Below are 26,881 nucleotides of genomic sequence, written 5' to 3'. Positions count from 1 at the left end.
AATAAAATGCACACGTTGACAATTTTATGACTACCTCATATAAATTCATTTCGTATTATGTTCACAGATTACACTTTTTTCAAAGATAACACTTCCACAATTATGAAAAATTTATTGAATAAACCAATTACTTACTTTATCATCGTTGTAGAATGCTGTTTTAGGGGGTTTTTAAATGAAAAAATACACTATTGATTTCAGTCATTCAACAATTAGCTTTTCAGTGCGACATATGATGATTTCCCGAATTCATGGTACGTTTGAATCGTACAACGCTGACATAGTTGCCACCAATATTGAGCAAATGCAAGATACAAACATTTCTTTTACGATTGCTGTGGCTAGTGTCTCTACCAAAAATTATGACCGTGATGTCCATCTCGTGTCTCCTGACTTTTTTGATGCAGACGTCTATCCAAAAATAGTATTTACCTCTACATATATTGATAAACTAAGTGAAAAAAATTTTGCGATTCACGGAGATTTAACAATCAAAAACATAACGAAGCCTATCGTATTTACAACAGTATATACAGGGAAAGGTGTCAATCCATGGGCACAAGAAGTATTTGGCTTCCAAGCAAAAGCACAAATCGATCGTCGTGATTTTAATTTAGTCTACAATACGTTTTTAGAAACTGGCGGAGTATTAATCAGTGACGAAATAGACATTGTCATAGACCTTGAGCTAAACCCTCTTTAATGCTAGTTTCTACCTTAAATGAAAGGAAGAACACATTTGCTATGGTTTGAGCATGGTTTACCATTTGAGTCTGTTTATATTTCTATCATCTTTTTAATTGTTTTTGGCAGTATCGTTGGTCTAAAAATAACCATTCGCTGATTTTAACAGTACCTGCCAAGGTTGTTTCAAAACGTACTAATATACGCGGTGGCTCAAATAATACTGGGGCATATACCTCCTATTACGAATGGAGAGGTCTTGAACTAAAAGTGAATGGCTACGACTATGGTTAACTAGTTGAAGGCGATAGCGGAATGTTAACCTATCAAGGCACACGGTATCAAACTTTATTAGACATAAAAAGGAGAGTAACGAATAATTCGTACTCTCCTTTGCTTTACATTATTTAATTAAATATTTAGCAAAGCCTGATTCTGTATCTCCTAAAAATTCAATACCACTATCTGCAGGAATAAACTTTTGTGCGTCTTTTGCAGTTTGGTATATCACCTTTGTATTTGCCGGGAACGGTACAAATGACCAGTTATTATCCGCAGCAGGATTAATTGTTTTATTAGTCATAATATAATCAACAACAGCTTGACGATTTTCATAAGCATAGTTTGTTACATTGGAGCCGTCAGCATTTTTGAAAGTCGCCCCATATGAGCCACCAACACGGTAATTGTTTGTGATAATAATAAATTCTTGTTTTAAATCAATTGGCTTACCATTATATTGTACATTCTTAATACGATTTGCCTTTTCATCAGTAAGATTACCACGGCGATCATATTTAGCTGGTGATGTCACATCAATTTGATATGTTAAACCATCTAACACATCAAAATTATAAGAGCGTGCTTCTGAATCAATAATATTTTGTTCTTCTGTTTTATTCGGGTCAATTGTTGCAAAAATACCTGCAGCCATCTCTAGCCATTCAATCGCTTGAGCGCCTGTCACTTTAATAGTAGCAACAGTATTGTCATAGTGATAAATGTCGGCCATATTTTTAATAGCAAGTGGCCCTACAGGAATGTTTGTATAATCCAATGGGTTATTTCGAGATCCTGCTTTGAAAGGTGCACCAGCTGAAAGAATTGGTGTCTTTTCATCAGCAGTGCCCTTTAACTCTTGTTCAATAAACCATTTTTGAGCTTGTGTTACGATTTGAATAGAAGGATCATCTTGTACCATTGAGAAATAACTATGGATTGGCGCAGTTGTTTCTCCAACAGGCTGACGGATGTATGTTAATGTGCCTTCATGTGCTTCTTTTATAGCATCCAACACGGTTGTCGATGGTTGTAAGCCTTCTTGCTTGATCGATTGTAATGAACCTTTGCCATCTACCACAACCCACTCTGAGCCTTTTTGTTCCAATTTTAGATCAATGACACCAAGATGGCTACCATAGCTACCTGCCATTACAGTAGGAACACCATGAATTGTACCCTTTTCTTGATTGACATCTTTCAAATCCTTATAGTCACCAGGGAATGTTAAATGAGAGTGCCCTGTAATTAAAGCGTCGATGCCTTCGATTTCTGCAAGTTGGTAACCAACATTTTCAGCACCTTTTACATAAGTGTCCTCTCCAATACCTGAATGTGAAAGAACAACAATGATATCTGCTCCAGCCTTTTGCATTTCTGGTACTACCTCTTTAACTGCTTCGACTGGTTCTTGCATTTCAACTTTACCTGCTAAATGAATGGCATCCCATTCAACAATTTTGGTTGGGACAATGCCTGTTACACCAACTTTAAGCGTATGCTTCTTGCCTGTACTATCAACCACTTCTTTATCTAGAATAACATAAGGTGTATACATGCGTTCTTTTGTTTTTGCATCATAAGTATTAGCATTCACTACAGGATATTTTGCATCATTTAATACTTCATCTAAAAAGTCTAGACCATAGTTAAATTCATGGTTTCCTAATGTTCCACCATCATATTTCAATGCGTTAAGTGCTGCTATAGCTGGATGAATTTCACCCGGCTTTAAGACACTTTCTAATGCTTTATAAGAGCCAAGTGGTGTACCTTGAATTAAATCTCCATTATCGAATAGTAATGTGTTTGGATTTTTAGCGCGTGCTTGTTCAATTAATGTAGCTGTATTCGCTAAACCAACCTCAGATGACGGTGCATCAAGATAGTAATTGTAATTAGCTAAATTGGTATGGATATCTGTCGTTCCTAAAATTTGAAGGTCTACTGACACGCCAGTTGAAGGTGCTTTGTATTCTGCTACAAAGCGCTCTACAATACTCTCCATTTGCTCTTTCGTTACAAAATCGCGAGGGCGAATAGTATTATCCTCAAATGCTTGCAAAATATTTGCAGCGACAGCATTAGCTAAGTCTTGTTTATATGCCTCTGCTATTTGATCTGCATCCTTAAATTGCTCTAAAACAGAGAGGGAAGCGTTTTCACTAACTAGTCCACGAGCGGATATAACAAATGCTTGTTGACGAGTTAATTGATCGTCTGGACCAAATGTAGTAGCTGTTTTACCTTTAATAAGCTTTAATTGTACGGCCTTTTCTACATAGGGTGCTAAATCTTTAGAGACATCGGTAAATGGAAGAGAAGATCCATCTCCTAGCTCTACATCTAAACTTTTTACTAATTCTTTTACATAATCTGCACGTGTTACATCATTGGAAGCAGCATCAGCAGAGAGCCCAAATGGTATAAACGCGAATAGAACTAGTAACATCGCAAAGAAATTAGCTATTAATTTCTTGTTCATACAACAACCTCCTTAATAATCAAGTATTTTCCTACAAATCCTATTATATTAAACTAACTCTATTTTTTACTGAATAAAAAGTCCTAAATATATGTATTTTTAAAAGAATGGGTATTTACTTTTCTCCGAAATAATAGATTACTATCATTTTTATTTTTATAGTCACAATAGGATGTTAGTAAATGTAAATTCTAAATAATGAATTAATATCAATATGTCCGACCTCCATACCACACCATACATCTATTCACAAAATAAAAAAGTCCTCTCTAAAATGAGAGGACTTTTATTAAAAAATATTTTTTATGCATTTACAGTTTGTAGTGATTGCGCTACTTTTTTCACTTCTTCTAGGCCATTTGCAATAATTTCTTGTGCTTTATCTGGTGAAGCATTGTGACCTTCAATTATTACTTCTTCGATAATTTCCATACCGAATACGCCACCAACAACATTTTTAATGTAGTTTACTGACATTTCCATTGGTTGTGCTTCTGGTAATGAATAGTAGCCACCACGAGCGTTTAAAACAATCGCTTTTTTATCAGTCATTAAGCTAATTAATTCACCATTTTCGCCATATTTGAATGTGTATCCAGCTTGATATACATAATCGATAAATGTTTGTAATGGTGCTGGAATTGTTAAGTTCCAAAGTGGGAATGCAAATACAACTAAATCAGCAGCAGTTAATGCATCCATTGCTTTTTGTTTAGCAGCTAAAAGACGCGATTCGATGTCTGTTAACTCTCCACCATTTTGTACTTTACCGAATGCATTGAAAAGGTCTTGTCCAAAATAAGGCATATCCTCTGCAAATACGTCAAAAGTTGTAACGTTTACACCTTGTACATTTTCCATGAATGTATCATACATTTTTGTTGAAATACCGTCTGGACGGTTATTAGCTTTTACTACTAAAACGTTCATTATATAAATTCTCCCCTAAATTTCATGTTTTGATATCTCGAATTCAAGATATGTGTTTATCTTAAAAAATTTCACCTAAAAAGTCAATGTTCCTTCCCTCAGACTTTAGACTGAAATATTATGTTACGATTTTTTCGGTATTATAAGAGGTATTTAAACCCTCTTAAAAATTACAGCTATCATCTGTACATACACCAGTATCCCCTGAACCAGCCATCTTTAGCTTTGGTTGTAAGCCCTCTTCCTCGGCTACTTTACGCAAGGTTTCTTCGAATACCTCCTGTGGCTGTGCCCCTGAAATACCATATTTGCGGTTTAAAACAAAGAATGGTACCCCGCGAACGCCAAGCTGTAGACCCTCTTGAATATCCGCTTCCACTTCATTTTTATAATCATCATTTGCAATAACCTTAGCAACCTCATCACGTTGTAATCCAACCTGCTCAGCAATTTCTAATAAAACAGCTTCTTGACCTATGCGCTTTCCTTCAATAAAGTGACTGTGTAAAAGCGTCTCCACTAGTGCCGTAACATCTCCCTGTTGCTCAGCCCATTTTACAAGTCGATGTGCTTTTAGCGTATTCTCTTCCATCAAATTGCTAAAATCATAGTTTAAGCCTACTTCTTTCGCTCGTTCCGTTACGCCAAGTGTCATTTCTTTAGCCTTCTCTATAGACATTCCGTATTTCTTCGCTAAGGATTCATAAACAGTAGTATTCGAATCCACTGGAGTAGTAGGGTCTAGTTGATAACTTTTATAGACTAGTTCCACTTGCCCGCCATAGCCAGTATCTTCAATTGCCTTTTCTAATTGCTTTTTACCTATATAACAAAATGGACATACATAATCAGACCAAATTTCAATTTTCATTAAACTCACTCCTTTTGCTACATTGTAGCGGCAGAGCAAATCCCAAGGCAATATTTATGCTTCATTGCATAAATTTTCAAGCCTATCTACATACTGAAGTTAAAAACAATGTGAGGTTTATCTATGACACAATCTCTTTGGCTCGCTACTGCCGAGTCAGTATCACTCTCTTCACTTACTTCCTCTGTAACTTGTGATGTCTGTATTATCGGAGGAGGATTGACTGGTTTATATACAGCCTACACCTTAGCAAAAGCTGGTGTCGATGTGGTTCTACTTGAGGCAAATACCCATTTTGGACACGGTACAACTGGCCATTCCACAGGGAAATTAACAGCGCAGCACAGCATCGTGTATGCTAATCTTTTAGAAAAACTATCGGTCGAAGAAGCACAGCTCTACTATCAGCTTAATCAACAAGCCATCGATCAAGCCAGACAAATACTTCCGGAAAATAGTGTGCGGCAAGTAGATTCGCTATTATATTGTCAATCGAAAGAAGGGTATGCACAATTATTAAAAGAGTGGAATGCTTATAAGGTTTTAAATATTAAGTCAAAAATTACTTCTGACACTGAGCTACCCTTCCCTATTACAAAAGCCTTATGTATGTCACAACAGGCACAAATAAATCCTTTAGAGGTTAGTAATTTTCTTGCAAAAGAGGCACAGGCTATGGGCGCAAGACTATATTCAAATACCCGTGTACAGCAATTAAACATACCACAAAATAACTTACATACCGAAAAAAACATCTCGGTTCAATATAACAAGCTTATTTTGTGCTCGCATTATCCAATTGAGGCATTTAGAGGACTACACCTTTTCAAATTGTCTAATAGTCGTTCATACATGGTTGCTAGTAAGGTTTCAGAGACGATGCAAGGACAATATTTATCAGTTGACTTCCCTTCTCGTTCTATCCGAACAGCTACTATTAACAACGAACATTACTTAGTACTTGGCGGAGCGAATCATATTGCTGGGGAGACCGTAAATACAGAGCCTTATTATGAAGCAATATCCAATGAAATGAAGGAGCATTTTGAGCAGCAACCACTCTATCGATGGTCTGCTCAGGATATTGAAACACCAGATATTGTACCTTATGTAGGTAGAATAACAAACTCCTTGCCAAATGTGCTCATTGCCACTGGCTACCGAAAATGGGGTATATCAAATTCCTTTGTCGCTGGGGACATCCTATCCTCCCTTATTACCGGTGCAAGAAGTGAGGATGGAGCCATTGCCCTTTATTCACCATCACGTACAAAATTCGGTGCGCAATTCATGCAGTTGCTCAAAGTAGGTGGTTTTGTCGCAAAGGAATATATAGCTGGTTATATGAAGAATGTCACAGCTCCGACCTGCACACATTTAGGTTGTAAAACGAAATGGAATGAAGCGGATGAAACATGGGACTGCCCATGCCACGGTTCTCGTTTTAATGCAAAAGGAGAGGTGCTAGAGGGCCCAGCAGTACAACCATTAAAACTAGATTAAAAAAAGAGGCTGTCTTTATAGACAACCTCTTTTATATATATTATTTTAAAGCTTCTGTTAATACAGGTACAATTTGTTTTTTACGAGACACAACACCCGGTAATACAACACGATTGTTGATAAGCTCAGCACCGAATCCTTTTGCAGCCACTTCAGCTACTTGTCCAATGGCAACAGCTGTTGAATCGTTATTTAAAATGTCAGTAACAACGAAGAAGAATAGATCTAAGCCGTTTTCTGCAACATTTTTATTTAATAAGATTTCTAACTCCTCTTGGCGATTAAGGACATCGTTAATATCAACTGCATTGACTTGAGCCACAACAGATTTGTACTCGCCAAATTGGAATTCTTTCGCATCTAATGATAATAGGTCTTCTAAAGATTTATCAGATAAATCAGCACCTGCTTTCAGCATCGCTAATCCATATTCTGCAGCATCCACCCCTGCAATTTGAGCTAGTTCCTCACCAGCTTTAACATCTTGTTCTGTGCAAGTTGGTGATTTAAAAAGTAATGTATCAGAAACGATTGCTGATAACATTAAACCAGCGATGTTTGCAGGTATTGCAACACCGTTTTCTTTGAAAATTTTGTTTAGAATTGTAGCCGTACAGCCGACAGGTTCAGCGCGATAATATAATGGATCAGCTGTTTGGAAGTTGGCAATACGGTGGTGGTCGATTACTTCTGTAATTTGTACTTCTTCGATACCGTCTGCAGATTGCTGGAACTCATTGTGGTCAACAAGAATTACTTTGTCCGCTTCCCCTACTACAGATGTGATTAAACGAGGTGCCTCAAAACCAAATTTGTCTAATGCAAACTGAGTTTCATTATTAACATCTCCAAGACGCACTGCCTCAGCTTCCTCACCAATTTGTTGTTTTAAATAGGCATATACAATTGCAGATGTGATTGTGTCTGTATCTGGATTTTTATGTCCAAAAACTAATACTTTACTCATTGAATCAATTCCTCCTAAAATAGCACTTACATTTGTATTTTATTTTATCATACTTTATAGCCTTATAAGCGATAAAGTCAAACTTTGAATCCATTAATGACTCTGCAAAATAAGGGTCCAAATTCCCCAAAGCCGGTGTCCTATCTTGGACAGTTGTTTACTATCTGATCTCTCAAAAACTCTCTCAAAACCGGTACAATTTGTCTCAGATTACAATCGTTCTGTCTAAAATTTACTATAGAAAAATAATCCTAAACGTTTAAAAACTTACTTTTCGAATAGGATAGATAGATTATAACCCCCTTGACCTGTAATGTACAATTCAAAGGCGATTAAATCCTCTTATACTATTATCTATTTTTACCAGCCTTTTTTTAACATTCAATAGTAAAAATATATCTTTTTTTTAAAATATATAGTTTACATAGATATTTAGTTGTGTTTTCATATTTAAGTCATCATAATTTTATGCTATCATCAGATAGTCTATATTATTGGATATTCAGGAAATGGGGATTACGATGACAAAGAAGATGGAAAAAAAGTACATTCCTTTAGCAAACTATTTTGAAGTAGCTTTACAACAAGAAATCACTTTATCCTTTAGTGAGTTAGAAAACATTATGGGACAAGCACTACCAAACGCCGCCTACTTAAATAAAAGCTGGTGGAAAAAAACGAAGCCCCCTCTCTCACATTATTTATCATGGACAAATGCAGGTTATTATGTCATTGATGTTAAATTAGGTACTAGTGTCACTTTCTCTCGCACTCAAATGAAGACTACTGAAAACAATACTGCTAACAATGAGGAAAACCCTTCAGCATACATAATTAGAGGGATTGAAGCATCCGATGCTCGTTCATTCATTCATTTACAAGAGGAGATTTTCCAACAAACTGACTTCATGTATAATGTTCAAAATGAGCTAGACCTAACTGTTCAACAACTTCGTAAAAATTTAGCCTATTGGAAGCAACTAAAAAATCGTACAATTCTACTTTGTGTTTTAAATGGGATATTTGCAGGCTATGCTGTCGTACATGGGTATAAACAATCAAAAGTGAGACATGTTGCCTCTATTCGTTTAGCTGTGAAGGAAGAACATCAACAAAAGGGCATTGGCTCAGCACTAATGAAGGCTGTTGAAAATTGGTCTAAACAACGTGATATTTCTCGTTTAGAATTAACGGTTATGGAGCATAACAATGTGGCTCTACATCTTTTTACAAAGCTAGGATTCCAACAAGAAGGCATTCGACAAAATGCTATTAAATTAAATAATAATTATGTTAACGAATATTGCTTAAGTAAAATTCTATAATTCACTTTTCCTAGATGTCTAAATCATATTTGGACATCTTTTTTTAGTTTCTCAAAAAAATACGCATAGACTTGTGTGTTGTTACACACCATCTATGCGTTGTCTCCCTTAAAAAACCTGTTTCTCTCTAACAGTATCTAAAAACAGTACATTATTTTCCACTTGCTCATAGGATTGCTGATATTTTTCATACTGCCCCTTGTCCTGACTTATCATTTCCTCTATCAGTGCATGCAAGAAAGAAAATAACACAGGAGCGATGTCTAGCGAAGAATGATTTTTTGTGCCAAGAGCAAATAATGCACTAGCATATTCCCGTATAGGCGAAAATGCAGAACCTGTAATGGCAATAATCTTCACCTTTTTTATCTTGGCAATTTCAATAATTGTCTTAATATCTTTCATTTGTTTATCAAAAGATAGCACAATTAAAGTCGTATGTTCGCCCATGCTATTCATTTGATTAACTAGCTCCTCCGAGTCCAAACGAAGTTGCTTAATATTTGTACGTAACGTTTTTAATGTGTTTGAAAGCCAATTCGCCACAGATGCATGATGACAGGTACCTAGAATATAGATATTATCTGCTTCATGCATCCATTTTGAACTTTTTTGAATTTGTTGCTCGTTAATTAGCTGAATTGTTTCTTGAATATGTTGGCTATCTCGATGCATAATCTTACCAAAGTTAGAATTGGTCAGCTTTTTAGCAGTATATGTAGGCTGTAGGTTAGTTCCTACACTTTGAGACATGATATCATTTCTTATTTCCTCTTGAAGTTCTACATACCCTGATAATTCCATGGCATAACAAAAACGAATCACTGTAGATTCACTTACATTAGCAAGTCTGCCAACCTCTGCAGCCCCATTAGCAATAACAGTAGTGGGATTATCCATTACAAATTGCGCTACTTTGCGTTGACCCTTTGACAGCCTTACAAACCTTTTCTTTATATCCTCATGAATACTCATTCCTAACAACCTTTCTTTCAATGACCTTATCACGAATGGGAGATTGTTTCCTACTGGCTCAAAATTCGATTAAAAATACAGTATCACGATTACAATTTGAATACAATGACTTTTCTGAAAAATCTTTATCGCATTAACCTGCTAATATAGCAATTTAGTTTATAATTTAACTTTTTTATTGATTTGTCATTTTAACAAATAATTTAGTCAAATTAAATAAAAATTAATAAATACTCATTTTTACTTCTTAAACTAGCGAATAAAGACAAAAATGTCCTGGATCCATTATTCAGATCCAGAACATTCAATTTCATGTCTATTCTAATTCAAGTTGCTTCGTTTCTTTCCCAAGGAAGATAACACCCACAACGCCAATAATGATTGCTCCACAGAAGATGGCAAAGATGAAACCTATGTCATACCCTGCTGTTAATAGAAAACCAACAAGCAATGGACCAAAAATACCACCTATTCTCCCTACAGCTGCCGCCATTCCCGCACCTGTTCCACGAATGATAGAAGGATACTGCTCCGGTGTATAAGCGTATAATGCTCCCCAAGCTCCTAAGTTAAAGAAAGATAAAAACATACCCGAAGTTAACAGCATGGCAAGAGTATCTGCATTCCCAAAAATTAATGCACTCACAGCGGTACCAATTAGATAAGAAACAAGGACAAATTTGCGTCCAAATTTTTCTATAAACCAAGCTGCTGTAAAGTATCCTGGTAATTGAGCTAATGTCATGATCAAAACATATTTAAAGCTTGTAATCATATCAAAGCCCTTTCCAACCATTACACTTGGAAGCCATAAAAACATACCATAATAGGAGAATACAACTGTAAACCATAAAATCCACAGCATCAATGTCGATTTAGCATACTTCTTCGACCAAACTTCTTTCATATTTTGGCTAATGCTTCTTTTTTTAGATTCTTCCTTCACAGTAAATTGAGGTGAATCAGGCAGATGCCAACGAAGATAAATAGCATAAAATGCTGGAAGCGCTGTTAGTATCAATGCCACTCGCCACCCCCATGTAGGAATGACAAAATACGAAATAAGCGCTGCAATTAACCATCCTGCTGCCCAAAAACTTTCTAGTAAAACAACTACTCGCCCTCTTTCTTTTGCTGCTACACTTTCAGATACTAATGTAGAGGCAACGGGCAATTCTCCACCTAGACCCATCCCAACTAAAAAGCGCAAAATTAAAAATGCAGTTAATGACGTAGTAAATGCAGACAAACCACTTGCAACAGAAAAGAGAACAAGTGTCCACATAAAAATTTGTTTCCGTCCTACTTTATCAGCAAATACCCCAAAAAAGAGAGCCCCTACTGCCATCCCGATTGAATTAATACTACCAATCCAGCCAGATTGACTTGGTGTAAGTCCCCAATCTGCTGCTAACGCTGCAATGACGAAAGATAATATACCAACGTCCATTGCATCGAAGAGCCACCCTACCCCTGCAACACCCAAAAGCTTATTTCTTGAGATGGGTTGTTGAGGTCTATTTGTTACGGCTGTATTTATTGTCATCCTAATCACCTGTCTTTACACTTGACTTTACATTACAAGATTACTATACAGTTGTTTCAAGAAAGTGACAAGTAAAATTCAAATTACCGAATTGTTTCGACAATTAACGAAATGCTATTGAAATAATAGTGCAATTTGCGTTAAAATGTCTTTTATACAAAAACAACTGTTCTTTCTATAAGAACAAAAGGAGATCGTAACGTTATGTGGAAAGGCCTTATTGAAGAATATAAACAATTTTTACCCGTAACTGAAAATACACCCGCTTTAACTTTAAACGAAGGCAATACGCCTCTTATACATTTAGTGAATTTATCAAAGAAACTAGGTATTGAGCTTTATGGAAAAATTGAAGGTGCAAACCCGACTGGATCATTTAAAGACCGAGGAATGGTGTTTGCAGTTGCAAAAGCTATTGAGGACGGAAGTCAATGTGTTATTTGCGCTTCTACAGGAAACACTTCGGCTGCTGCCGCTGCATATGCAACACGTGCTGGTATTCAATCAATCGTTGTCATCCCTAAAGGGAAAGTTGCTCTTGGTAAACTAGCACAAGCTACCATGTATGGTGCAAAAATCATTGAAATAGATGGTAACTTTGATGATGCTCTTAATATCGTTCGCCAGGTGAGTGAAACAACTCCTGTTGCACTTGTAAATTCGGTAAATCCATATCGTATTGAAGGTCAAAAAACAGCATCCTTTGAAATTGTAGATGCCTTAGGTTCAGCACCAGATTATTTGTGTATTCCAGTTGGGAACGCAGGGAATATTACAGCATACTGGAAAGGCTTTAAAGAATATCATGCTGCAAAAGATTGCGGTCTACCAAAAATGTATGGCTTTGAGGCTGAAGGTGCCGCAGCAATCGTCAAAGGCGAACCGATTGCAAACCCAGAGACAGTAGCAACAGCCATTCGAATAGGTAATCCGGCTAGTTGGAAATTGGCAGAAGCAGCTCGCGATGAATCTGGTGGTATGATTGATTCGGTTACAGATGAAGAAATTGTTGCTGCCTATAAATTAATTGCAAGTACAGAAGGTATTTTTGTTGAGCCAGGTTCAGCTGCTTCTTTAGCAGGTGTTATTAAGTCCGTAGAAAGTGGAAAAATTCCACTGGGCGCTAAAGTTGTAACGATCTTTACAGGTAACGGGCTAAAAGATCCTGATACTGCAATGAATGTTTCTTCTGTCGAAGTTGTATCCCTCAAAAATGATGAAGAAGAAATTCGTGCATATATTGAGGGTGTACTATGAGTAAAACGTGGCAAATCTCAGTTCCTGGAAGCACAGCCAACTTAGGTCCCGGCTTTGATTCAATAGGACTCGGCTTGTCTCTTTACTTAAAACTTACCGTGACTTTACAAGATCATTGGGATATTATTCATCTTGATGATAATGGTCCTAAAGAGTTTGAGCTAGAAGAACACTTACTATACGTCATTGCTAAAAAAATCGCCCAACAATACGGTCAACAACTACCTGCTTGTCGTGTTGAAATGGCTAGTGAACTCCCGTTAGCACGTGGTCTCGGAAGTAGTGCAGCTGTTATTGTTGCGGGTATTGAGCTTGCTAACCAAGTATGTGAGCTAGATTTAACTACTCAAGATAAACTCAATCTATCCTCACAAATTGAGGGGCATCCAGATAACGCAACCGCTTCTGTTTTAGGGGGATTAACCATATCCTCTATGGACGATAACGGCCTAGTCGATACATTTCATATTAATGATATCGATGCATCCTTTGTTGTATATGTACCAGATGTTGAACTAAAAACGAGTGAGTCCCGTTCTGTTTTACCAGAACAATTGAATCGATCCTATACAGTGCGTGCTTCTGCAAATGCGAATATGTTAGCAGCTTCCTTAATGGCACGGGACTTCGAGCGTGCTGGTCGTTATATGGAGGCAGACTTATTCCATGAACCGTTTCGCGCAAAGCTTATTCCTGCGTATGCAGAAATTCGTACAGCTGCAAAAGCTAATGGTGCCTATGGAACAGCATTAAGCGGAGCGGGTCCAACAATGATTTCAATCATTCCCTCGGCTATTGCCTCTGACTTCGTTCATTTAATGAAAGAGCAATTCCCTGAACATCAGGTTATTTTGACAAAAGCCGATGAACATGGTGTACAAGTTAATAGATAATTGGAAGAAACGTCTACTATAATAGTAGGCGTTTTTTCTTGAAAGGAAGTATGGTTAAAACTAATATTATAGAAGTATAAGGTTAGACATTTATAGATTACTAGGAACTTATGTTTCTAAGGAGGAACTATCTTGCAACCAATAATATTCTGTGATTTCGATGGCACGATAACAGAAACTGATAATATCTTTTCACTTATGACTGAATTTGTACCCGAGGAATCTGAGAAAATTGCCAAAGCTATGATGGAGCAAACAATTTCCTTTAAAGATGGGCTTTCAGCTATGTTTCGTTTACTTTCTACTCAACAAAAGGATGATGTAATACAGTACCTTATGAATTCTGCGGTCATCCGTGAAGGCTTTGGCGAATTTGTTCACTATGCCCAAGACAACAATATTCCATTTTATATTGTAAGTGGTGGGGTTGATTTTTTCATTAAACCTTTAGTTGAGAAATATGGGCCGTTTTCAGGTATTTACTGTAATAAAGCAGATTTTTCTGGTGATCAGATAGAGCTGATTTATCCAAATAGCTGTGACGAAGCATGTACTAAATTTAGCACGCAAGGTTGCGGCTGCTGCAAGCCTAGCGTTATGCGGAAGGTTGCTACAGAAGATCATTATAAAATTGTGATTGGTGATTCTTTATCTGATTTCGAGGCAGCCAAACTAGCCGATATAGTCCTTGCTAGAGACCACCTTATCCAGCGCTGTGAGGAGCTTCATGTTCCTTATAAACCTTTTACTACTTTCCATGATTGTTTACACATTGTCCAAGAACTTCTGGATTCAACAAACACTGTTCCCACTATTTAATGTGAGAATAAACAAGAGAGCCACTTTTACTAAGATGGCTCTCTTGTTTTCTACTTATTATGCTAATAACACTAAGCTAATGGCCATGACCGCCATTCCCCCTACTAAACCATACATCGACAAATGTGTTTCATCGTATCTTTGCGCTGCGGGTAATAATTCATCTAATGAAATAAAGACCATTATTCCAGCAACACCTGCAAAGACGATACCAAACATTACATCCGTTAAAAATGGCATAAGAAGCAAAAATGCTACTAATGCACCGACAGGCTCTGCTAATCCTGATAAAAAGGATAATTTAAAAGCCTTTCGACGATTACCCGTTGCAAAGAAAATTGGAACGGATACAGCAATGCCCTCTGGAATATTATGAATGGCTACCGCAATGGCAATGGCAATCCCAACATTCGGGTCATTAATAGCTGACATAAATGTGGCGATCCCCTCTGGGAAATTATGAATGCCAATAGCGAGAGCAGTAAATATCCCCATCTTCATCAAATGATCTTCATTGACCTTTGGTTTAATCGCATTCACATCTTCAACTAGCTTTACTTCATGAGGATTAGTCGCTTTAGGAATAAATTTATCGATCAAAGCAATAAATAACATCCCCCCAAAAAAACCGAGGATTGTCATCCAATAGCCATTTGTTGTGCCTAATGCATTGGTTAAAGCATCTTTAGCTTTAACAAAAATCTCTACTAGGGAAACATAGATCATGACCCCTGCTGAAAAACCTAATGCTAATGATAAAAATTTTGTATTTGTACGTGATGTAAAAAATGCTATTAAACTACCTACACCCGTTGCAAGCCCGGCAAAAAGAGTCAATCCCAATGCCAGTAAAACATTTCCGTCCATTCCCTTCTTCCTTTTCTCTTTTTCTTATTGTACTCATCTTAACGTAGAAGTTTCCTATACGCAATTCTTTTTTATAAGGTGAATATCATTCTTTACTAAGGCCCAATAGAACATAAAAAAGCAGTATCAATTCACACAAATATTGAATGATACTGCTTACATGTTTATTTATGATTCAATTGAAAGTTTCGTTTACGACGTTCATACCAAATGACACAGATGACAAACCATGTATAGCCCATACACCACCCAGCAAGCACATCTGTAGCAAAATGCCGAGCTCCAGCAATACGTGATAGTCCGATAAGTATCATAAGTATAATTGCTGCAAGCCATAAAAGGATTTTCCGGCTCTTACTATTATTTTCAGCTAAAAGATAAGCAGTTGTGAACAAGTACAAAATACCTGTCATAGCATGTCCAGATGGAAAGCTAAAGGATGTCAGTTGATCCTCCAGTTCTGGTCGTGGTCGTTGAACCCATTTCTTTAGTAATTGATTTAATACGTTGCCCGCAGCAAACGTTAACACAACAAATAGCATACCTCGATAATTTTTTACCTTCCATGCTAAATAAACGATTAACACTACTGCCACAATCACAACAAATTTGGGCTCCCCTATATAATGAAAGAACTCGATTAACCGATTACCTAAAAAAATATCTGCCACTTTCGCATCAAATGTATTCATAAACGGTTTTTGATAAGTTACTCTTAAAACAATAAAGATAACTAATGTTAAAATTGCTAATGGATAAGCCCATTTTTTCATACTTTCACCTCTAAAACATTTATGCTATGTTCTTCACATCATAACACAAATACGTTCTTCCTAAGTGAAAATATAGGCTTTCGCATTAAGAAAGGTTTATATTCTTGTATTCTTGATAAATCATGATTGATTCTTCATCTTGTCTGTGAAAATAATCGGAAACTGCTAAGGCAACAATAAATAAAATGGCTACTATAGGTAGTATTTTTCTAAACATCCTAAACACTCCCTTATCCTTTTATTGTTCCAACTTTGGTTACTTGATTAATACCGGATCAAACAGCCAATCTGTAGGACCAAAGTTTGGATCTTTCTCTCCTCTTACTTCTCGAGAAATACCATTTTTTATAATAGCTTCTCTAAATCTTTTACTAAACAATGTCTTTCTATAAAGATATAATCCATCATGACTAAACTCAGCTGAGTAGAACACATCACCTTTTAAATCCTTTAAATCCTCATGATGATAAGTATCAGGGCCAGTGATTACTCCATTTAAACCACAGCTACATGGAGGCTGTTCAGTGGCAAAGTATAATTTCACTCTGTCCTTGCTACTTTCAGGTAGCATTTGTCTAGGAATGATTTGATAAGCTGGTTGTTTTCCTTCTTCAGGTCCTTGATGGATAACTTCCAAAAGCTCGTAGCCTTCTAGATTTTCCTTTTTCATTAATGATACCAGTTCCTCAGAGGCTACCCAATAACCATTTACATGGACCAAATGTCTATCCTTCATCTGCGTTGTATCAATTACTATTGGTGATAACTGCTCTTTATCCATAAGACCGCAACATTTACAATGGGTACTTAAAGAGAAGAGTGTCCCTTTGTCTTCTAAAAACATTTCTGGAGAATTCCCTGTTGAATTTAAAGTAAATAAAGGTGCCCTTTCATATTCGATATCTGAAAATTCAAAATAAAAACGTTCTCCTATTGACACAATACCAAATTCACGTTCTAAAGATTCGTACAACGCTGTAACCTTCTCGTATGTTACATCTTCGTTGAGTGTAAAAATGGGATTAAATTTTGTTTTTAAATTTCTTTTTCTAATTTCAGGCGCACCAATAGCAATACCATGACGATTATAAACGTTAATAACTTGATCTTCACTAGTTTCATCTATGGAAAACAAATTTTCAAGTTCTACTTTCACAATACACGCCTACCTTTATAAAGTTTTATGGTGAAGTATATTGACTAGCTAGTAACATTCTACAATCTACTAACGTTACTTTATTCATAGATAGTCAGGCTGCTTTATTAATAAAATCATTTGTATATTACTTACTATAGCAAATCTACTTAACCACGGTTAAATTAAGCGTACCAGTTGTTATACCGTATTTTCAACTTCGGGTTTACGCCAATTTTTTGGCGTGATTCAGGTCAATTTTTGGCGTGATTTGGCGGACATAGAAAAACACCGCCACTTTTTTGGCGGTGTTTTCCTTATACTATAGGCTATTTTACATAAAATTTTGGATTTATTTTACTAAGTTAAGAGTTGGTTATTTATTTTCAATAAGTACCCTCTTAATTGAAAAATATACCAACAGTATAGCATAGTACGAAATTAGAGTAAATTCATTCTTTCAGCAAGATTCACAGCTTCTGTTCGTGAATCTACATTTAACAAAGAAAAAAGTTGAGTTAAATATCTCTCTGTTGTGCGCTGTGGAATATTGAGTTCAATAGCAATGGCTTTATTCGTATGCCCCTCCGCTATTAGTCTTAATATTTTCTTTTCTTTTTCATTTAAATGAATATCTTTAGCATCCTGCAGTTTAAATTTATCATCCAGAAAATCTAAGAAGTTTTTAGGTAAAACAATTTCACCATTTGCAATCGCTCTTACTGTTCTTAAAATTTGCTCCTTAGAGGCAGTTTTAGCTAAAATTCCTTCTATTTTTCTTTCTAAAATGAGTGGATAATAATCCGTGATATCATCTCCTGTATAGAGAATAACGGAAGCATTTGACTGAATGGCTTTAATATTACGAGCTAAGTTAATTCCATTTTCTAAAGGCATATTGATATCGATTAAATAGATATCATATGGCTTATTATTTATTCTTTGAATGACACAGGTAGCATCACTTTCAGTATCAATAATAATATCTTCATTGTCTTGAAATAAATTTTTAGTTCCTTCTAACACTATAGGGTGATCATCCACTATGAGCATCGTAATCATGTGTTTCACTCCCTTCTATCACAATTATTCTAATAGCCATTCCTCTGTTGACGTTTGAGTCAATATAAAATTGTCCATTAAATGCTTTCACACGCTCCTGCATACCTCGAATACCCATCGACTCTGCTACAATTATATCCTCCACGTTACATCCTACACCATCATCTATATATACAATTTCAAAGCCATCATTCTTTTCTTTTAAATGAATCTCAACTGAAGTTGCATAAGAGTGTTTTAAAGCATTATTCAGTAGCTCTTGAAACAATCGATAGATCATTAAATTCATACGCTCATCCTCTAAATAGAGACGATCAATCGTATAAATTAACAAAAAGTTAGCCCTCTCCTGAACTTTTCTTATTAATTTTTCTAATGCTGCGTTTAAACCTAGTGTGTCTAGTAACGGCGGCTTTAGATTTTCACAATAGGTACGTAATTCATGTAGAGAGGTAATCATTTGTTTATGAATCTCTGCCAGCTTTTCTTGCATATTCGTTGTATCTTTTGCATTAACTAGGACATCCACCTCTCGGGCTATATGGAGTTGTTCCTGTAAATTGGTGTCATGCAACTCTTGGGCTAGCAAATACTTTTCTTCTTCGAATCTCATCCATAATAGCTTATTCAGCCATGGTAATTGACCATCGTCAGCTTGCTTCATATGCTTTAGTTCCTCTAATAGTTCTTCTACCATCTTTGTATTTTCAATAAAATTATTTACATACAATAGGAGTAACTCAAGCCATAAAAGCTCTTCATCTTTTAAATGAATCGTATTATTATGCCCTAGCACTAAAGCTCTCTTATATCGTGCATCCTGATGAAGAAAGGCTACATAAACCTTGTCAACCTTTCTTATTTCTCCTAACCTTATTTCTTCCATTGTATCAGGATGGATCGTGAAATTTTCCTCAGCAACTGTCATGAATTCATTTGTTTCATAGTTATATGTTAGGACAAAAACATCTTCCAGCTCAAGGTGCATAGAAACCTCATAAGCAAATTTTTCTAAGAGCTCGTCAATTTTAATGGTCTTACCGATTTTATCCACAGCAGTATATAGTTGATGAATATAATCGCCCTTCGTCGAAAATAGTATCTTCCGTTTTCGATAATCGACCTTTTCTTTTATATAAAAAAGGATAACTAATGAGGAAAATGTAAAGAAAGCAACCCCTGATACAGCAGTCATTGTTAAATACTGACCAGCAATAAAATAAAGTCCCACAGTAAACCATACTGTAAAGATTAAAGAAAAAATAACGTAATAACGTAATCTTGTAATATGGTACTCAATATCAAATAACCTTTCTGCTAATTGTGTAAAGATAAAGCTAAAAGGGATAAGCAATAGAAATAATGAGCTAATCTCAGATGAAAGAATGTACGTATGAAAAAGTACTTTTGGGAGTGCATATAAAAATAGGAACGGTAGAAACGGTATTAAAATACTATTTAAGAAAATTTTCAACTGAGGTGAGCTATATTTGAAATAGCTTATTAATAAAATACTAAGGATAATCACAAGGAGAATTAGAAACATAGCTAATACAATATTTGAAAGAATATCGTTAGCAGTAGGGTAAATAGTGCCCATTAACCCTAGTATAAAAGCGAATATAGGAAGTATATAAAAGAGCCTGATATTATTGGTAAACATCCAATTTGTTTTCACAAATGAATAATAATTTCTTAAAAAATGTAATAAGACGACTAAACATAACAGCATACTACTACGATTTACAATAATTCCAATAGCATCTAACCTGCCAGAGACACCGCTACTTACATATGCTAATGAAACAGATAATACAAAAAGAATAAGTAAGTCTACTAACTTTGAATTCCTTTGTTTAAAATGTAAGTAGAACGCAACAAATAACGTTAGTAAATAATAACAAGCTGGTATGATTAATACATAGATAAACTGCTGAGGGATGTCCAAATGCTTAATATGTATATTAATTAAATCTCCATTGGGCTTCATTATGGTTAAATCATTGGCAGATAGTATTCTAGATTTATACCTTAGCTGATCAAAAGAGTCAATTGGACGCTTATCTACAGTTAAAATGGCATCGCCAATGGATAAATTTTGCCTATTAGCCCAGTCTTTATAATACAGTCTTGTTACTAGCCACTTTCCATCTTCTTTTTCTACCTCTATTTCAATATACGGCGCGCTATAATTCACATAATTTAAATACAGACCTATAATTAAATAGAGAATTATAGCAGGCCAAAACAATTTATTACGCAATGTTTTTAGTTCCAAATTTCACTTTCTGCATTCATATCACCGTTAAACGATTCTAAAATTGCTTTTTGTTCTGTAGATGAGACACCAATTAATGCGGCTTTTTGTTCCTTTAATAGTGCAACTAGGCTAGGATTTTGCTCTAAATACTGGATTACATTAATCATTTTAATCTCTCCTCATCTCAATAGTTTTTCTAGATACTCTCTACCTAGGTTATTTAAAGCTACATTTTCTAGATAATTCAGCGCTTTAAACTTGTAAATATTCTTTATCGTAATGGCATAACGTATTGCCCCACCATTTGTCAACTCGTTTTCTGTTGCTTTATTATCCAAAACTGTAACTATATCATCATTATAATAGCTGGCAACAGAATTTGAAACATCATTTTTCTTTGATAAGAGATAAATAATAGGCAAGGAGTATCTTTTATTTAGCAGGTCATTTTTAGGGCCCCATACTTTCAAACTTTGAATGTCATTTTTAATTTGTTGGATAATACCTATGTATTTCCCGTATTCCTCTACTTCTTTCGTAACTTCCCCCTTTGCAAGCACCTCGCCTATTAAACAACCCATCGCTGTTAAAGAGCCCGATTTCTGAGTAATCATTTGGACATAAGATTCCTCATCACGACAAATATTAAGTAAGTCTAATTGTTGACCACTAATGCTCATTAAGGCGTATTTCTCAAGTAGTCTTATAGCAGCGCTTTTATGCTCAAATGACGTTTCATTTATTGCTTTAGAGGCCATGATCAGCATTGCTAGGGCAACATTTAATGATAGCTCAGGTGTATTGTTCCAAATATAGTCTGAATCCTTATCTTGCAGATCATCGATAATATCAAAAGACAATATTAGAAGTTCAATTGCTGCAGCTACTTTATAGATATCTTCATTTATGCCATCCGAAAATGCTTCATAATGCAAAAAACATAACTTACCAAAAGAAAAACCTACGGCAGTTTTCTCTTCTAGAAAACTTTTTAACAGCAATTTAAGCTCATCACCAAGTAATGTTTCGTTTTCTATAAGAATGTCCAATGATTCATGAATACGTTCATCAAAACCGTTCAATAGTCCTCTCTCCCCTCCCGTTTATTACTAGATATTATATATATTAGTGGCAAATAATACTAGACAAAACAATTTTAAATACATTTAATACCATCAAATCCCACAAAAAGGTTATGTCCGCCAAAAAGTGGCGTTATTTACATAAAGCACGCCATTTTTTTGTTAATTAATGCTAAAAAAATGGCGGTGGAGAACCATGTCCCGCCATTAAAGTGGCGTAAACTCACCATTGAAATGGCGTTCTGATAGATGTTACGCTTATATTAATAAGATTTTGATAGATATAAAGTCAGAATCGATGTGAATAAATTGATACATATAAATTCTTTTGCACTGGGAGTGATTTAAAAATGAAAAATGGATTAAACGAATCGCTTTTAATACTTACGGCTACTTTTTCATGTAATATCTCTGTCTCAGCTGAAGAAATTACAATTAAACAGCCTACAACTGATCAACTACAGATTGAGCAAATAATTATTCAATCTGAGTTAAAAGCTTATCAAGAAACGTTAGCAACCTATAAAAACATTTCAACCTTTTCATGCCTTATTAGTGACACCCCTGGATTTGAGGATTGTTTCCAACAAAAAAGAGATCAGTATATGGAGCAGTACGGCATTATAAGAATATCGGATGAGAGCTTATCTAGTATGCCATCCATTCATCCATTTCCTTTTGGATTAAATATTGAATCTCCTTCTATTTATGTAACGCCACAATACACCATCATTAATGCTAGAGGACTAGAAACGAAGAAGACTATTCAAGAGTTGGATGGGCTCAATAATGCCAACATCTCAGGATTATCCATTAACGAAAGCTCTATTTCCTTTAATTTGGATTCAACATTTAGCGGATGGAGAAAAACATCGATCAAACATTAAAGTACAATTAACTAAGCAGTCATAATAATTGTGCTGACTGCTTTATATATAACAAAAAAGGTGTCTCAATTTACTTGAGACACCTTTAACGTATTAACCTTTTACGTAATAAACTTCTTGTCCGCTTTCAATGACGTATTCAGGTTTCGGTTTACCTGCGTTTGCCTTATGACCCGCAATGTGCTCGGGACTCTTTTCCCAGTTTTTCCATGCTTCTTCTGATTCCCAGCGAACCATAATTAGCACTTCTTCATCACCACGGCGAACTTTTTTTACAAGCACCTGCTTATCAATATAACCAGGTTGTTGTTCAAGTAATGACGGACCATCAGGTTTAGCGCCAAAACGTTCCACAACCTTATCCGAATTCCCTTCCGTTACAACGATACGTTTAATTTGTACAAACATATTAGTTAAACGCCTTTAATACATCATCAATTTTTTGTGTTTCAGATTGTAAGCCGCCACCTGATAGATACCAAATTTCTGGGTCTAGGTAGAATACTTTGCCGTTTTTCACAGCGTTTGTTGCACTAACGATTTCGTTTTCAATCGCAGCTTTTGTACCTGATTCACCATTTTCATTTACAACAGCGTCACGGTCAACTACAAATAAAATATCAGGATTTGTATCACGCACATATTCAAATGATGCGTTTGCACCATGTGTAGAAGCTTCAATTTTTTCATCAGCAGCTTTCACACCAAATACATCATGAATCACACCGAAACGTGAACCAGAGCCATAGGCTGATAAAGCACCTTCACTACCTAAAACAATTAATGCTTTCTCTTCTGAGGCAGTTGCTTTAGCTTTTACTTCTTCTACTTTTGCTTCATATGCAGCAATCGCATCTGCTGCTTCTTTTTCTTTACCAAAGATTTTACCAGCTAATTCTGTATTAGCTTCAAATGATTCTAAGAATTTTTTGTTATCTACACCAATATAGACTGTAGGCGCAATTTTAGATAATTCAGCGTAAGCAGCTGATGCACGACCAGAGATGAAAATAATATCTGGGTTAATTTCAGATAGTTTTTCATAGTCAGGCTCAAATAAAGTACCAGCATTTACATAAGTGCTATCTTTAAATTTGCTTAAATATGATGGTAATGAATCTTGTACCACCGCAGTAGGCTTAACACCTAAAGCATCTAATGTATCTAGGAAACCATTATCAAAAACAACTACTTTTTCCGGCATCTTATCAAGTGTTACATCTTCAAATGTAGTCTTACCATCTTTTCCTTCAATTGTGCTACCTGGAATTGTTAATGGATATGCAGAAGAATCACTATTTTGCTCCTCTGCTGGTTTATCAGTTGAAGTACCTTTATCTTCTTCTTTTGCTTCGTCTTTTGAACCGCAAGCAGCTAATACTAATAACATCATTGCCATTAATACCGTAAGTAATTTCCATTTTTTCATTATGATATTTCTCCTTTAATTAATTTATTTGATAGTATTTTGATGGTTCGTCCATCTGTAACTATTTTCACGAATTAAAATAAACACAAATTCGACAGCCATTCTGTTCTTGAACAGGGATATCCATATCATAGATTTCCTTTAAAGCATGGGAGTTAATAATATCGTTTGTAGGACCATTTTTAACTACGCGTCCATCTTTTAATGCAACAATATGATCAGAGTATACAGAGGCAAAATTTATATCATGTAAAACAATAACCACCGTTTTCCCTAACTCATCAACAAGCTTTCGTAAAATCTTCATAATCTGTACGGAATGCTTCATATCTAAATTATTTAATGGTTCGTCAAGTAATATATATTCTGTATCCTGTGCAATTACCATTGCGATAAAAGCACGCTGACGTTGACCACCCGAAAGCTCATCTAAATAATTATGTTGAATCTCCTCTAAATTCATATAACGAATAGCTTCGTCAACTTTTTCCTCGTCTTCTGGTTTTAAGTTCCCTTTCGAATAAGGAAAACGGCCAAACGATACAAGTTCACGAATTGTTAGACGAACATTCATAAAGTTTGATTGCTTTAGGATCGATACCCGCTTCGCAAAATCATCTGATTTCCAGCGTCGTACATCTGCTTTATCGAGTAGTACTTCACCAGTATCTGCATTTAGTAAACGGCTCACCATTGAAAGTAGTGTAGACTTCCCTGCGCCATTCGGTCCAATAAATGAAGTGATTTTTCCTGAAACAATATCAACACTTACATCTTGAACGACAGGCTTTTTCCCAAAAAACTTTGTAATTTCTTTGACTTGAATCATCCTGCTGACCTACTTTCTTTTAATAATAAGTAGATGAAGTAGACCCCACCCACAAAATTAATAATGACGCTAAGTGTAGTACTGAAAGTAAATAGTCTTTCAACCATCCACTGTCCACCGACTAAAGCAATAATACTCATCACACAAGAACCAGCAATTAAGATGGAGTGCTTGTATGTTTTGAAATACTGATAAGATAAATTTGCTACGATTAAACCAAAGAATGTAATTGGCCCAACGAGTGCCGTTGATACAGCAATCAGGATGGAAGCTAAGATTAACATACGTTGAACCAACTTATCATAAGGTACGCCTAAGTTAATGGCTGTATCCCTTCCTAATGACATGACATCTAATTGGTTCATATGGCGCCAACCGTAAATAAACGTTAGTAAAATCACGACACCTGCTAGCCAAACTAAATCTGAGTTGACATTATTAAAGCTTGCAAACATTTTACTTTGTAAGCCTAAAAACTCATTTGGATCTATTAATACTTGGAAGAACGTTGTAATACTACCTAAAAACGTTCCGACAATCATACCCACAAGCAGTAAGAAATAAATTGGTCGCTTGCCTTCTTTAAACAATACTCTGTAAAAAATTAAAGCGAATATAATCATTGCTACAATAGCAAGTGAAAAATTGTAGTAAATATTAATTACCAATATCGACGTAGAGCCAAAGAAAAAGTAGATGAATGTTTGAATTAGCATGTATAGTGCATCTAATCCCATGACACTTGGCGTTAAAATACGGTTGTGTGTAATTGTTTGAAAAACGACAGTTGAATAGGCAATAGCTATACCTGTTAACGCCATCGCTACTACTTTTATGACACGACGTGGAAATGCATAATGGTAATTACCGTTTAACTCCCAAAATAAATATAGCAAAACAGCTATGACGGCAATACCTATTAAAATGAACATTCTTGTACGATTACGCATATGCTCTCCCCCTAAACAACATAAATAGGAAGATTGCACTTCCGATGACACCAACAGTCATACTAATTGGTATTTCATAAGGGAAAATCAAGACGCGTCCTAAAATATCGCAGAATAATAAGAATGACATACCAAGTAATGCTGTATGCGGCAATGTCTTTGCCAAATTATCACCTTTAAACAGTGAAATAATATTCGGAATGATCAAACCTAGGAATGGAATGACACCGACTGTTAACACCACTGTTGTAGAGATAAGAGCTACCAATACTAAGCCTAAGTTCACTACAAATTTGTAGGATAGACCAAGATTTTTAGCAAAATCCTCTCCCATTCCAGCCACTGTAAAACGGTTTGCGTAAATGTAAGCTAAAATCAGTACTGGTATACTTATGTATAACAGTTCATAACGGCCTTTCATGATTAATGAGAAATCTCCTTGTAACCATGCAGAAATGTTTTGGATAATATTCGCCTTGTACGCAAAGAACGTTGTAACAGAGGACAAAATATTTCCGTACATTAAGCCAATAAGCGGTATAAAAATCGCATCTTTAAACTTTATTCGATTTAATATTTGCATAAATAGTAATGTGCCGGCTAAAGCAAATATGAAAGCGAAGGAAATTTTTTGAAAATACGTGACGTTCGTAAAGAACATCATGGAAATCAAGACACCCAACCGAGTGGCATCTAACGTACCAGCTGTAGTTGGTGATACGAACTTATTCCTACTTAAGCTTTGCATAATTAAACCAGCAATACTCATACCTGCACCTGCTAGCAAAATTGCAACAAGTCTAGGTACTCGACTAATTAAAAATAGTCTTGTTTCTTCTGATTGGAAGTCTAATAGGTCACTAGGCTTTATATCAACTACTCCTATAAATAGCGACACAATAGACAACACAACAGTTGCTGTTAAAAGATATCTTATTTTCATAGTAATCCCCGGTAGATTTCATTTTTGTGTGTAACGCATTTATTCAATGAAAATGATTATCATTACTCACGATTCCCATTATAAGCATGATTTTATTATCAGTCAACCAACAATTGAGAATTATTCTCGT

The 26,881-nt window shown here is 35.6% G+C and carries 26 protein-coding genes; 7 read left to right on the top strand and 19 right to left on the bottom strand.

The genetic code is table 11. The features are described from left to right. Positions 1-175: 175 nt before the first annotated feature. On the top strand, positions 176-703 hold the full coding sequence (locus SJW71_RS02870; protein WP_312506970.1) for a YceI family protein: 528 nt from the start codon (positions 176-178) through the stop codon (positions 701-703). Positions 704-1,087: 384 nt separating this feature from the next. Here SJW71_RS02870 and SJW71_RS02865 read toward each other — a convergent pair whose 3' ends face one another. The 3 genes from SJW71_RS02865 to SJW71_RS02855 form a co-directional block, all read right to left on the bottom strand. Further along, a complete protein-coding gene (locus SJW71_RS02865; RefSeq protein WP_322610592.1) occupies positions 1,088-3,448 on the bottom strand; it encodes a bifunctional 2',3'-cyclic-nucleotide 2'-phosphodiesterase/3'-nucleotidase in 2,361 nt (786 codons plus the stop codon). A 303-nt stretch (positions 3,449-3,751) separates the two neighbouring features. Continuing rightward, entirely contained in the window at positions 3,752-4,378 is a 627-nt protein-coding gene (locus tag SJW71_RS02860) for an FMN-dependent NADH-azoreductase (RefSeq protein WP_274794713.1), read from the bottom strand. A 163-nt stretch (positions 4,379-4,541) separates the two neighbouring features. Then, positions 4,542-5,249, bottom strand: a complete 708-nt coding sequence (locus tag SJW71_RS02855) for a DsbA family oxidoreductase (protein WP_274794714.1) — start codon at positions 5,247-5,249, stop codon at positions 4,542-4,544. A gap of 123 nt (positions 5,250-5,372) precedes the next feature. Between SJW71_RS02855 and SJW71_RS02850 the strand changes: the two genes are divergently transcribed. Continuing rightward, complete coding sequence (locus SJW71_RS02850) at positions 5,373-6,752, top strand: FAD-dependent oxidoreductase (RefSeq protein ID WP_431811731.1); 1,380 nt, start codon at positions 5,373-5,375, stop codon at positions 6,750-6,752. Between the two features lie 40 nt (positions 6,753-6,792). Here SJW71_RS02850 and SJW71_RS02845 read toward each other — a convergent pair whose 3' ends face one another. Continuing rightward, complete coding sequence (locus SJW71_RS02845) at positions 6,793-7,719, bottom strand: manganese-dependent inorganic pyrophosphatase (protein ID WP_274794716.1); 927 nt, start codon at positions 7,717-7,719, stop codon at positions 6,793-6,795. 521 nt (positions 7,720-8,240) lie between these two features. Between SJW71_RS02845 and SJW71_RS02840 the strand changes: the two genes are divergently transcribed. Continuing rightward, entirely contained in the window at positions 8,241-9,044 is an 804-nt protein-coding gene (locus tag SJW71_RS02840; protein WP_431811730.1) for an N-acetyltransferase family protein, read from the top strand. Positions 9,045-9,152: 108 nt separating this feature from the next. On the opposite strand, the gene SJW71_RS02835 is transcribed toward SJW71_RS02840, so the two are convergent. After that, the gene (locus tag SJW71_RS02835; RefSeq protein ID WP_431811729.1) at positions 9,153-10,019 is read right to left on the bottom strand and encodes a MurR/RpiR family transcriptional regulator; all 867 of its coding nucleotides are present in this window, start codon (positions 10,017-10,019) and stop codon (positions 9,153-9,155) included. A 316-nt stretch (positions 10,020-10,335) separates the two neighbouring features. Beyond that, positions 10,336-11,565 (bottom strand): MFS transporter, encoded by a 1,230-nt coding sequence (locus SJW71_RS02830; RefSeq protein WP_274794719.1) that lies wholly within the window; start codon positions 11,563-11,565, stop codon positions 10,336-10,338. A 204-nt stretch (positions 11,566-11,769) separates the two neighbouring features. Here SJW71_RS02830 and thrC point away from each other — a divergent pair, with 204 nt between their 5' ends. The 3 genes from thrC (at position 11,770) to SJW71_RS02815 (ending at position 14,534) form a co-directional block, all read left to right on the top strand. Further along, complete coding sequence (gene thrC / locus SJW71_RS02825; protein WP_274794720.1) at positions 11,770-12,822, top strand: threonine synthase; 1,053 nt, start codon at positions 11,770-11,772, stop codon at positions 12,820-12,822. After that, on the top strand, positions 12,819-13,715 hold the full coding sequence (thrB, locus tag SJW71_RS02820; RefSeq protein WP_274794721.1) for a homoserine kinase: 897 nt from the start codon (positions 12,819-12,821) through the stop codon (positions 13,713-13,715). The genes thrC and thrB overlap by 4 nt, the downstream gene beginning before the upstream one ends. 132 nt (positions 13,716-13,847) lie before the next feature. Further along, positions 13,848-14,534: a 2-hydroxy-3-keto-5-methylthiopentenyl-1-phosphate phosphatase gene (locus tag SJW71_RS02815; RefSeq protein WP_274794722.1), complete on the top strand. Its 687-nt coding sequence runs from the start codon at positions 13,848-13,850 to the stop codon at positions 14,532-14,534. 57 nt (positions 14,535-14,591) lie between these two features. On the opposite strand, the gene zupT is transcribed toward SJW71_RS02815, so the two are convergent. The 8 genes from zupT to SJW71_RS02775 form a co-directional block, all read right to left on the bottom strand. After that, positions 14,592-15,401: a zinc transporter ZupT gene (gene zupT / locus SJW71_RS02810; RefSeq protein ID WP_274794723.1), complete on the bottom strand. Its 810-nt coding sequence runs from the start codon at positions 15,399-15,401 to the stop codon at positions 14,592-14,594. A 164-nt stretch (positions 15,402-15,565) separates the two neighbouring features. Beyond that, positions 15,566-16,174 (bottom strand): phosphatase PAP2 family protein, encoded by a 609-nt coding sequence (locus SJW71_RS02805; protein WP_431811728.1) that lies wholly within the window; start codon positions 16,172-16,174, stop codon positions 15,566-15,568. Between the two features lie 85 nt (positions 16,175-16,259). Then, a complete protein-coding gene (locus tag SJW71_RS02800) occupies positions 16,260-16,391 on the bottom strand; it encodes a hypothetical protein (RefSeq protein ID WP_312506977.1) in 132 nt (43 codons plus the stop codon). A gap of 39 nt (positions 16,392-16,430) precedes the next feature. Next, positions 16,431-17,330, bottom strand: a complete 900-nt coding sequence (locus tag SJW71_RS02795; protein ID WP_312506978.1) for a hypothetical protein — start codon at positions 17,328-17,330, stop codon at positions 16,431-16,433. A 420-nt stretch (positions 17,331-17,750) separates the two neighbouring features. Next, complete coding sequence (locus SJW71_RS02790) at positions 17,751-18,371, bottom strand: response regulator transcription factor (RefSeq protein WP_274794728.1); 621 nt, start codon at positions 18,369-18,371, stop codon at positions 17,751-17,753. Continuing rightward, the gene (locus SJW71_RS02785; protein ID WP_274794729.1) at positions 18,346-20,649 is read right to left on the bottom strand and encodes a sensor histidine kinase; all 2,304 of its coding nucleotides are present in this window, start codon (positions 20,647-20,649) and stop codon (positions 18,346-18,348) included. The genes SJW71_RS02790 and SJW71_RS02785 overlap by 26 nt, the downstream gene beginning before the upstream one ends. Further along, complete coding sequence (comX, locus tag SJW71_RS02780) at positions 20,640-20,798, bottom strand: competence pheromone ComX (RefSeq protein ID WP_274794730.1); 159 nt, start codon at positions 20,796-20,798, stop codon at positions 20,640-20,642. The genes SJW71_RS02785 and comX overlap by 10 nt, the downstream gene beginning before the upstream one ends. A gap of 12 nt (positions 20,799-20,810) precedes the next feature. After that, entirely contained in the window at positions 20,811-21,713 is a 903-nt protein-coding gene (locus SJW71_RS02775; RefSeq protein WP_312506980.1) for a polyprenyl synthetase family protein, read from the bottom strand. 350 nt (positions 21,714-22,063) lie between these two features. Here SJW71_RS02775 and SJW71_RS02770 point away from each other — a divergent pair, with 350 nt between their 5' ends. Continuing rightward, a complete protein-coding gene (locus SJW71_RS02770) occupies positions 22,064-22,600 on the top strand; it encodes a hypothetical protein (protein ID WP_274794733.1) in 537 nt (178 codons plus the stop codon). 93 nt (positions 22,601-22,693) lie between these two features. Here SJW71_RS02770 and SJW71_RS02765 read toward each other — a convergent pair whose 3' ends face one another. The 5 genes from SJW71_RS02765 to SJW71_RS02745 form a co-directional block, all read right to left on the bottom strand. Beyond that, complete coding sequence (locus SJW71_RS02765; protein WP_274794734.1) at positions 22,694-23,008, bottom strand: antibiotic biosynthesis monooxygenase family protein; 315 nt, start codon at positions 23,006-23,008, stop codon at positions 22,694-22,696. Position 23,009: 1 nt separating this feature from the next. Further along, positions 23,010-24,029: a siderophore ABC transporter substrate-binding protein gene (locus SJW71_RS02760; RefSeq protein WP_312506981.1), complete on the bottom strand. Its 1,020-nt coding sequence runs from the start codon at positions 24,027-24,029 to the stop codon at positions 23,010-23,012. A 67-nt stretch (positions 24,030-24,096) separates the two neighbouring features. Then, positions 24,097-24,858: an iron ABC transporter ATP-binding protein gene (locus SJW71_RS02755; protein ID WP_312506982.1), complete on the bottom strand. Its 762-nt coding sequence runs from the start codon at positions 24,856-24,858 to the stop codon at positions 24,097-24,099. Next, entirely contained in the window at positions 24,855-25,808 is a 954-nt protein-coding gene (locus tag SJW71_RS02750; protein WP_274794738.1) for an iron chelate uptake ABC transporter family permease subunit, read from the bottom strand. The genes SJW71_RS02755 and SJW71_RS02750 overlap by 4 nt, the downstream gene beginning before the upstream one ends. Next, positions 25,801-26,751 carry an ABC transporter permease gene (locus SJW71_RS02745; RefSeq protein ID WP_274794739.1) on the bottom strand — a complete coding sequence of 317 codons (951 nt, stop codon included), beginning with the start codon at positions 26,749-26,751 and terminating at the stop codon, positions 25,801-25,803. The genes SJW71_RS02750 and SJW71_RS02745 overlap by 8 nt, the downstream gene beginning before the upstream one ends. Positions 26,752-26,881 lie beyond the last annotated feature (130 nt).

This window comes from Lysinibacillus sp. FW12 (genome assembly GCF_050817245.1).
Classification (GTDB): domain Bacteria; phylum Bacillota; class Bacilli; order Bacillales_A; family Planococcaceae; genus Lysinibacillus; species Lysinibacillus irui.
This window is presented reverse-complemented; position numbering and strand designations above follow the sequence as displayed.

What these genes read in the sequence shown, in the direction of transcription:
- SJW71_RS02870 (WP_312506970.1), top strand. Translation starts at nt 176, where the DNA reads ATGAAAAAATACACTATTGATTTCAGTCATTCAACAATTAGCTTTTCA.
- SJW71_RS02865 (WP_322610592.1), bottom strand. Translation starts at nt 3,448, where the DNA reads ATGAACAAGAAATTAATAGCTAATTTCTTTGCGATGTTACTAGTTCTA.
- SJW71_RS02860 (WP_274794713.1), bottom strand. Translation starts at nt 4,378, where the DNA reads ATGAACGTTTTAGTAGTAAAAGCTAATAACCGTCCAGACGGTATTTCA.
- SJW71_RS02855 (WP_274794714.1), bottom strand. Translation starts at nt 5,249, where the DNA reads ATGAAAATTGAAATTTGGTCTGATTATGTATGTCCATTTTGTTATATA.
- SJW71_RS02850 (WP_431811731.1), top strand. Translation starts at nt 5,373, where the DNA reads ATGACACAATCTCTTTGGCTCGCTACTGCCGAGTCAGTATCACTCTCT.
- SJW71_RS02845 (WP_274794716.1), bottom strand. Translation starts at nt 7,719, where the DNA reads ATGAGTAAAGTATTAGTTTTTGGACATAAAAATCCAGATACAGACACA.
- SJW71_RS02840 (WP_431811730.1), top strand. Translation starts at nt 8,241, where the DNA reads ATGACAAAGAAGATGGAAAAAAAGTACATTCCTTTAGCAAACTATTTT.
- SJW71_RS02835 (WP_431811729.1), bottom strand. Translation starts at nt 10,019, where the DNA reads ATGAGTATTCATGAGGATATAAAGAAAAGGTTTGTAAGGCTGTCAAAG.
- SJW71_RS02830 (WP_274794719.1), bottom strand. Translation starts at nt 11,565, where the DNA reads ATGACAATAAATACAGCCGTAACAAATAGACCTCAACAACCCATCTCA.
- thrC (WP_274794720.1), top strand. Translation starts at nt 11,770, where the DNA reads ATGTGGAAAGGCCTTATTGAAGAATATAAACAATTTTTACCCGTAACT.
- thrB (WP_274794721.1), top strand. Translation starts at nt 12,819, where the DNA reads ATGAGTAAAACGTGGCAAATCTCAGTTCCTGGAAGCACAGCCAACTTA.
- zupT (WP_274794723.1), bottom strand. Translation starts at nt 15,401, where the DNA reads ATGGACGGAAATGTTTTACTGGCATTGGGATTGACTCTTTTTGCCGGG.
- SJW71_RS02805 (WP_431811728.1), bottom strand. Translation starts at nt 16,174, where the DNA reads ATGAAAAAATGGGCTTATCCATTAGCAATTTTAACATTAGTTATCTTT.
- SJW71_RS02800 (WP_312506977.1), bottom strand. Translation starts at nt 16,391, where the DNA reads ATGTTTAGAAAAATACTACCTATAGTAGCCATTTTATTTATTGTTGCC.
- SJW71_RS02790 (WP_274794728.1), bottom strand. Translation starts at nt 18,371, where the DNA reads ATGATTACGATGCTCATAGTGGATGATCACCCTATAGTGTTAGAAGGA.
- comX (WP_274794730.1), bottom strand. Translation starts at nt 20,798, where the DNA reads ATGATTAATGTAATCCAGTATTTAGAGCAAAATCCTAGCCTAGTTGCA.
- SJW71_RS02770 (WP_274794733.1), top strand. Translation starts at nt 22,064, where the DNA reads ATGAAAAATGGATTAAACGAATCGCTTTTAATACTTACGGCTACTTTT.
- SJW71_RS02765 (WP_274794734.1), bottom strand. Translation starts at nt 23,008, where the DNA reads ATGTTTGTACAAATTAAACGTATCGTTGTAACGGAAGGGAATTCGGAT.
- SJW71_RS02760 (WP_312506981.1), bottom strand. Translation starts at nt 24,029, where the DNA reads ATGAAAAAATGGAAATTACTTACGGTATTAATGGCAATGATGTTATTA.
- SJW71_RS02755 (WP_312506982.1), bottom strand. Translation starts at nt 24,858, where the DNA reads ATGATTCAAGTCAAAGAAATTACAAAGTTTTTTGGGAAAAAGCCTGTC.
- SJW71_RS02750 (WP_274794738.1), bottom strand. Translation starts at nt 25,808, where the DNA reads ATGCGTAATCGTACAAGAATGTTCATTTTAATAGGTATTGCCGTCATA.
- SJW71_RS02745 (WP_274794739.1), bottom strand. Translation starts at nt 26,751, where the DNA reads ATGAAAATAAGATATCTTTTAACAGCAACTGTTGTGTTGTCTATTGTG.